At 63.8% G+C, this 5,864-nt stretch carries 7 protein-coding genes and 1 pseudogene; 5 read left to right on the top strand and 3 right to left on the bottom strand.

Annotated features, from left to right (window positions below; genetic code table 11):
* The first annotated feature begins 80 nt into the window (after nucleotides 1-80).
* The 5 genes from AS156_RS33475 (at nucleotide 81) to AS156_RS33460 (ending at nucleotide 3,297) form a co-directional block, all read left to right on the top strand.
* On the top strand, nucleotides 81-917 hold the full coding sequence (locus AS156_RS33475; protein ID WP_066499812.1) for an IS5 family transposase: 837 nt from the start codon (nucleotides 81-83) through the stop codon (nucleotides 915-917).
* A 286-nt stretch (nucleotides 918-1,203) separates the two neighbouring features.
* Entirely contained in the window at nucleotides 1,204-1,920 is a 717-nt protein-coding gene (gene msrA, locus AS156_RS33470) for a peptide-methionine (S)-S-oxide reductase MsrA (protein WP_066513637.1), read from the top strand.
* Nucleotides 1,921-1,941: 21 nt separating this feature from the next.
* Nucleotides 1,942-2,355, top strand: a complete 414-nt coding sequence (gene msrB, locus AS156_RS33465; RefSeq protein ID WP_066513636.1) for a peptide-methionine (R)-S-oxide reductase MsrB — start codon at nucleotides 1,942-1,944, stop codon at nucleotides 2,353-2,355.
* 263 nt (nucleotides 2,356-2,618) lie between these two features.
* A complete protein-coding gene (locus AS156_RS41520) occupies nucleotides 2,619-2,783 on the top strand; it encodes a DUF3309 family protein (protein WP_082747891.1) in 165 nt (54 codons plus the stop codon).
* Nucleotides 2,784-3,006: 223 nt separating this feature from the next.
* Nucleotides 3,007-3,297, top strand: coding sequence for a hypothetical protein (locus AS156_RS33460; RefSeq protein WP_066513635.1), 291 nt, complete (start codon nucleotides 3,007-3,009; stop codon nucleotides 3,295-3,297).
* A gap of 61 nt (nucleotides 3,298-3,358) precedes the next feature.
* Here the strand turns inward: AS156_RS33460 and AS156_RS33455 are convergent, their stop codons facing one another.
* The 3 genes and pseudogenes from AS156_RS33455 to AS156_RS33445 form a co-directional block, all read right to left on the bottom strand.
* The gene (locus AS156_RS33455) at nucleotides 3,359-3,889 is read right to left on the bottom strand and encodes a DUF4112 domain-containing protein (protein WP_066513634.1); all 531 of its coding nucleotides are present in this window, start codon (nucleotides 3,887-3,889) and stop codon (nucleotides 3,359-3,361) included.
* A 411-nt stretch (nucleotides 3,890-4,300) separates the two neighbouring features.
* Nucleotides 4,301-4,738, bottom strand: a complete 438-nt coding sequence (locus AS156_RS33450; protein WP_066513633.1) for a DUF5413 family protein — start codon at nucleotides 4,736-4,738, stop codon at nucleotides 4,301-4,303.
* A gap of 210 nt (nucleotides 4,739-4,948) precedes the next feature.
* A pseudogene (locus tag AS156_RS33445) lies at nucleotides 4,949-5,864 on the bottom strand (hypothetical protein); the annotation flags it as partial.

The raw sequence follows: 5,864 nt of genomic DNA, 5'->3' as shown, positions 1-5,864 counted from the left end.
AGAGCCTGACTGAAAAAGGAGTGAGTGATTTCGGTTGGCTGTGATTCCTTCGGATTTGCGAAGATTCGAGGGAGGGTACGATGCCGTGGACCGAAATCACTCGTGTCGAGTATCAACGCAAAGGGCTGCGCTACACAAGCGATCTGACCGATGCGGAGTGGGCGCTGATATCCCGGAAGATGCCGGCGCGACAGCGACGAGGACGCCCGCGGGAAGTCGATTTGCGCGAGGTCGTGCAGGCGATCTTCTACATTTTGTCGACGGGCTGCCAATGGCGAGCCCTGCCGAGCGAGTTCCCGCCATACTCGACGGTCCAAGGCTATTTTTATGCCTGGCGCGACAGTGGCCGGTGGCACCGGATCGTCGGAGCCTTGGTCCGGCAAGCGCGGCGGAAACTCGGGCGCAAGCCGGGACCGACGGCTGCCGTCATCGATAGCCAGACGGCTCCGACGACGCAGGCCGGCGGGCCACGCGGCTTCGACCCCGGCAAGCGCCTTCATGGACGTAAGCGGCACATCGTCACTGACACCAATGGTCTGCTGCTGGCAGTCCACGTGCATCCCGCCAACGTTCAGGATGTCCACGGTGCTGTCCCTCTGCTGGAACATCTGAGAGAACACTTCCCCAGGCTTCAGCATGTCTTTGCTGACCGAGTCTATCGCGGCAAACAGCTGCTCGACGCACTGTCCCATTGCGGCCAATGGACCATCGATATTGTCCAGCGGCCACCCGGCGTCAAAGGCTTCCAGCTCTTACCCCGACGCTGGGTCGTCGAGCGTACCTTTGCCTGGTTCGGCAGGTGCCGTCGTCTCGCCAAGGACTTCGAGGGCTCCGCGGCAACCGAAGTCGCTTGGCTTCTCGTCGCCCATCTCAGGCTCCTGATCAGACGCCTCGCCAGGCCCCAACACGCTTTTTGAGTCAGACTCTGAGGAGCGGCCGCAAGGCCGCGTCTCGAAGGATGGGCCGCGGGTGCGACTCGGGCCTCATGGTTCGAGACGCGCGTTCCGCGCTCCTCACCATGAGGGTTTGCCGTGTCGCCGCGCCTTGAATCGTCAGCATTTTTGCTCACGAAACCGTGTGGCAGCGGCCGTAACAAGGCGCCCGTCTCGGCCGTATCTTGAGGCGTCGGGGCGAGCCTGGCCGATTGCGAATGCCGGCCCTCGCTCTAAACTGGCCCCCAACCGCGATCCCACGAGGAAACTCATGTCCCGTCGCTCCCTCAGCCGCCTCTCGCTGTACGCCGCCACGATCGGCGCGCTGGCCGTCGCCGCCTTTGCCGTCGCGCCGTCGCTCGCCGCCGAAGACGCGGTGATCATTCCGCCCCCCGCGACCGATGCGCACGAGACCGGCGTCCAGACCGCCGTGCTGTCGGGTGGCTGCTTCTGGGGCGTGCAGGGCGTGTTCCAGCACACTGCCGGCGTCGTCAGCGCGGTCTCCGGCTATTCCGGCGGCAGCAAGGCGACCGCCGAATATGAAACCGTGTCGACCGGCACCACCGGTCACGCGGAGTCGGTCGAGATCAAATACAATCCGCAGAAGATCTCCTACGGCAAGATCCTGCAGATCTTCTTCTCGGTGGTGCACGACCCGACCCAGCTGAACCGCCAGGGCCCGGACACCGGCACGCAATATCGCTCGGCGATCTTCACCACCAGCGACGAGCAGAAGAACGTGGCCGACGCCTATATCGGCCAGCTCAATGCGGCTAAGGTCTACAAGAAACCGATCGTGACCAAGGTCGGCGCGCTGCAGGCGTTCTACCCGGCGGAAGGCTACCACCAGGACTATCTGACGCTGCACCCCAACCAACCCTATATTGCGTATAACGACATCCCGAAGGTCGAGAACCTGAAGAAGATCTTCGCGGAGAGCTACATCGAGAAGCCGACGCTGGTGAGCAGCACCAAGGCCACCAATTGAGCTTCTCGCAAAGGAGGTTGAATGTCCGACACCAAGACTGACGGCAAGGTCCGCAAGAGCGAAGCCGAGTGGCGCAAGGAGCTGACGCCGATGCAGTACGCCGTGCTGCGCGAGAAGGCGACCGAGCGGCCCTTCACCGGCGAATACGAGCATGATCCGCGCAAGGGCACCTATGTCTGCGCGGGCTGCGGGCAGGCGCTGTTCGAGTCCGACCAGAAGTTCGACTCCGGCTGCGGCTGGCCGAGCTTCTCCAAGCCGGCGGTCGAGAGCCATATCGACGAGGAGCGCGACGTCAGCCACGGCATGATCCGCACCGAGGTGCTGTGCTCGAAATGCGAGGGCCATCTCGGCCATGTCTTCAACGACGGCCCCGGCCCGACCGGCCTGCGCTACTGCATCAACTCGGCGGCGCTGAAGCTGAACGAGGAGAAGTAGCGATCACGGATCGCCACGCGCGGACCTGACCCGCAGCCATCGAGAACAAGACCCTTACCGCCCCGCGCGACCGACAACTGGCCGCGCGGGGTTCTGTTTTGGCCATTTGCGGCTCCCGATCGACCAGGGCAGGAATTGGCCGCGTCCCACCCCCGGCGTGGTTGGCAGGCCGATCAAGACTCGCAGGCCGGAATGTGCTTTGATGCGTTTGCGGGGCCATGGCGTCTCGCCGTGCGGCTGCCGTCTGTTTTGAGGAGGGCGCTATGTCGCTTGGACTGATCCTCATCATCCTCCTGCTGATCATCCTGCTCGGGGGCTATAGCGGCCGGATCCGCGGCTATGGCTACGGCCTCGGCCACTCCGGAATGGGCCTTTTCGGGGTGATTTTGATCGTGGTTGCGATCCTGACCTGGTTCGACAAGCTGTAGTTGGCGTAAGCCATTGAAGTAAAATGACTTATCTGGCCGGTTCCCGCGCCATGCGCGGATTCATCATGTGCCTTGTCGGGGCGGTTCTGGGGTCGCATTTCTGTCAAAGAGGCCTATATTAGGGGTCGAAATGACACGTACGGCGCGCCGCCGTTTTGCAGCCCGTCGTGCCCAAAAATCCCAATCGCCGCGCTAGCGCCAAAAACACAAGAGGTCGTCGACCATGCGTCCCCTGCGTCCGTTCAACTTTAATACGTCCGCCGAGCTGTTTCCTGCCGCGATCCGCAAGAAGAAGCGGGCTGGTTTCGCGTACCGCCGTTTCGGCACTGCCGCCGAAGCCGTGCGCTTTGCGATGGAAGAGCTGCCGGCGGATTCGCTGAACGGCGCCTACCTGCAGGTCGAGGAAGCCCGTTTCGACCAGAACGGCATCCGCTCGCTGTATGAGAGCGAGTCGTTCCCGCTGCCGCGCCGCCCGCGCCCCGCGCCGGCCCAGACCGACGCCGACGCCGCGTAACTGCTTCTCCTGATCTTAACGAAAAGCCCTCGGACATTTCCGGGGGCTTTTGTTTTGCGCGCTACATCCGCGGCTGCTTGTCGAGCCAGCGGCGCAACAGCCGCACGTTACGGATGTTGGCGCGGAACATGACGTCGAACGCGTCGCCCGCAACCGGCACCATGCCGACCACGCCGTCGACCGCGACGTTGGCGAGCATCCGCGCGGTAATGTGCCAGGGTGCACCGAGCAGCCGCGCCTCGCGCACCAGCCACAGCGAGATTGCCGTCGTGATGATGTCGCCGATGATGGGAACGAGACCGATAATGCCGTCGATGCCGTAACGGATCTTGGTGCCGGGCAGCACAAAGGCGACGTCAAGCAGCTTCGCGATCACCTCGAGCCGTGCCAGCCGCTGCTCGCGCGTCAGATTGCCGAACGGATTGGCACTGGAGGTACGGAAATCGAAGTGGAATCCGTCAAACGGCTGAAACGGCGCGCCGTCCGGGATCTCGCGACCATCCTGGTCAATGACCTTGCTGCGCGCCTGCGCTCCACCGAAAGGCGGCCGCGATCGCGCTCGGTTGGGCGTGAAGATGTCGTCCTCGGTCATATCAATCACATGGGTAACTCATTCGGACAGTGCAAGTTGCGGCACATTACCACTGTGTCACGTGGAGGCGTCACGGGGTTTCCGATTGTCATGGAATTGCCGATTCATGGGATTTCCGATTCACGTGTCAAACAGCGCGGCTATCAAACAGTACGGTGTCATCACCCGAGTACAGTGTCATCACCCGCGCATACGGGTGATCCAGTATTCCAGAGGCCTTCGAATTCAAATTGAGAGGCCGCGGCGTACTGGATCGCCCGGTCCCGTCTACGCCAAGGCTTCGACGAGGCCCTGAACCCCTGGCGCGCCGAAGCTTTAGCGAAGGCGGCGAGCCGGGCGATGACAGATGTGAATGGGACACGGCTTCGCCTTCTCGCGACATGGCGGTGGAAGCGGAATGCCGGTGTCCCGTCAGTGCTGGGCCGATACCGGTGCCGCCGGCTGTCGCGGCTCTTCGGCGTATTTGTGCGCCACCCAGGACGAGATCACGCCCGGCACGAAGCCGACGAGCCCGTAGAGGATGAACTGCGCGACGCCGCTGTCCGGCCCGTGCGAGGCATACGCCAAAGCCGCTGCGATGAACGTGACCGCGCCGATGATCAGCATCCGCACCACGGGCGAGATCGACCGCACGTGCATCAGGATGTCGTCGATCGCGCCGAACATCATCGCCGGCACGATGCCGAACAGATAATTGTATTGCAGCGACTTCGCGAACACGACGAACAGCTTTGCAACCTCGCCGCCATGCGTATCGGTCCAGTAACCCGACTGGTAGGTGGTCGCGAGCAGCAGCAGGAAGCCGCCGACGAACGGCCCGATGGCTGCGAAGATCAGATAGCGTTTCATGGCGCGCCCTTGCCCTAGACGACGCGAGTGTAGCTCAGTGGGGTAGGGGTTCTAGGGGGAAATTCGAAGGGGGGGCGCCCGCGTCATGCTCTCGCTCGGCTGGGGCATTCAATCCGCGGCAGCCAATCGAAGCGCGTCTGGCCTCTCTGGAATACTGGATCGCCCGGCCGAAGCCGGGGGACGACGGTGAGCAAGCTCAGGCGGGAGCGCTCACTCCCCCCAGGCCGCGAACGCTTCGTTGAAGGCGCGCTCGCCGGGAGCGCCCTTTTCGATCGCGATGATGGCGCGGCGCTGGTTGGTGTAGACCAGCGGCACGTCGAACCACGAGCGCTCCTTCAGGAGCTGCAGGTTGCGCGAGCGGTCGGCGTCGACGTTGGAGAGGCCGACCAGGAAGAAGCCGTCGGTGACCTTGACGGCAAGCCCCGCCAGCGGCGTGCCACGGGCCTGCTCGTTCGACTTCATCAGGATGCCCGGCACGTTGCCGACGCCGCCATTGGCGAAGTCCGGCGGCAGGATGAAGGTCAGCTCCGCGGTGTGGCTCGCCGGCAGCGATGTGTCGGTGTTGCGGCGGAACGACATCGTCATCTTGAACTTGCGCTCGGGGATGTCGATGTCGGCGCGCACGGCGATGTCGGGCTGCTGGTTGCCGGACGCCTTGACCTGTTCGGTGCGCCACACCACGGTGCCGACATATTGCTTGCCCTTGGGATCGGACGGATCCTCGTCATAGAGCACCACGCGCTGCGCGACGGGTGCGATCGGCTCGCCCGACGCCGACGGCTGGCCGACGCGGTCGGCGATCTTCGGCTTCACGGCCGGCGCCGACGCATCCTTCGGCGCCTCGACGGCCGGAGACGATCTGTTGAACAGGCTGCTGACATAGCTGCTCACATAGGTGTAGGCCGGCTTGCCCCAGAGCAGGCCGGCGCCGACCAGGATCAGCACGATGCCGATCACGATCGCGGTCTTGAACGGGAACATCGAGCCGGTGCGGATCTTCTTCGGCTCGCGATCGGCGTTGCCGATCCGCGTCCGCGGCTGTTGCTGCTGCGGCGCGTAGCGCTCCGCCTCCTCGCGATCGTCCTCGTAGGAATACTGCGCGTCGGGATCGGCGCCGCGGTTCTCC

Origin of the sequence: Bradyrhizobium macuxiense, from assembly GCF_001542415.1 — a bacterium.
GTDB classification, from domain to species: domain Bacteria; phylum Pseudomonadota; class Alphaproteobacteria; order Rhizobiales; family Xanthobacteraceae; genus Bradyrhizobium; species Bradyrhizobium macuxiense.
Note: the sequence above shows the minus strand (reverse complement) of the source record. Positions and strands in the feature narration are given on the sequence as shown.

Bases quoted from the DNA above. Each gene is read 5' to 3' on its own strand.
- AS156_RS33475 (WP_066499812.1), top strand. From the start codon at position 81: ATGCCGTGGACCGAAATCACTCGTGTCGAGTATCAACGCAAAGGGCTG.
- msrA (WP_066513637.1), top strand. From the start codon at position 1,204: ATGTCCCGTCGCTCCCTCAGCCGCCTCTCGCTGTACGCCGCCACGATC.
- msrB (WP_066513636.1), top strand. From the start codon at position 1,942: ATGTCCGACACCAAGACTGACGGCAAGGTCCGCAAGAGCGAAGCCGAG.
- AS156_RS41520 (WP_082747891.1), top strand. From the start codon at position 2,619: ATGTCGCTTGGACTGATCCTCATCATCCTCCTGCTGATCATCCTGCTC.
- AS156_RS33460 (WP_066513635.1), top strand. From the start codon at position 3,007: ATGCGTCCCCTGCGTCCGTTCAACTTTAATACGTCCGCCGAGCTGTTT.
- AS156_RS33455 (WP_066513634.1), bottom strand. From the start codon at position 3,889: ATGACCGAGGACGACATCTTCACGCCCAACCGAGCGCGATCGCGGCCG.
- AS156_RS33450 (WP_066513633.1), bottom strand. From the start codon at position 4,738: ATGAAACGCTATCTGATCTTCGCAGCCATCGGGCCGTTCGTCGGCGGC.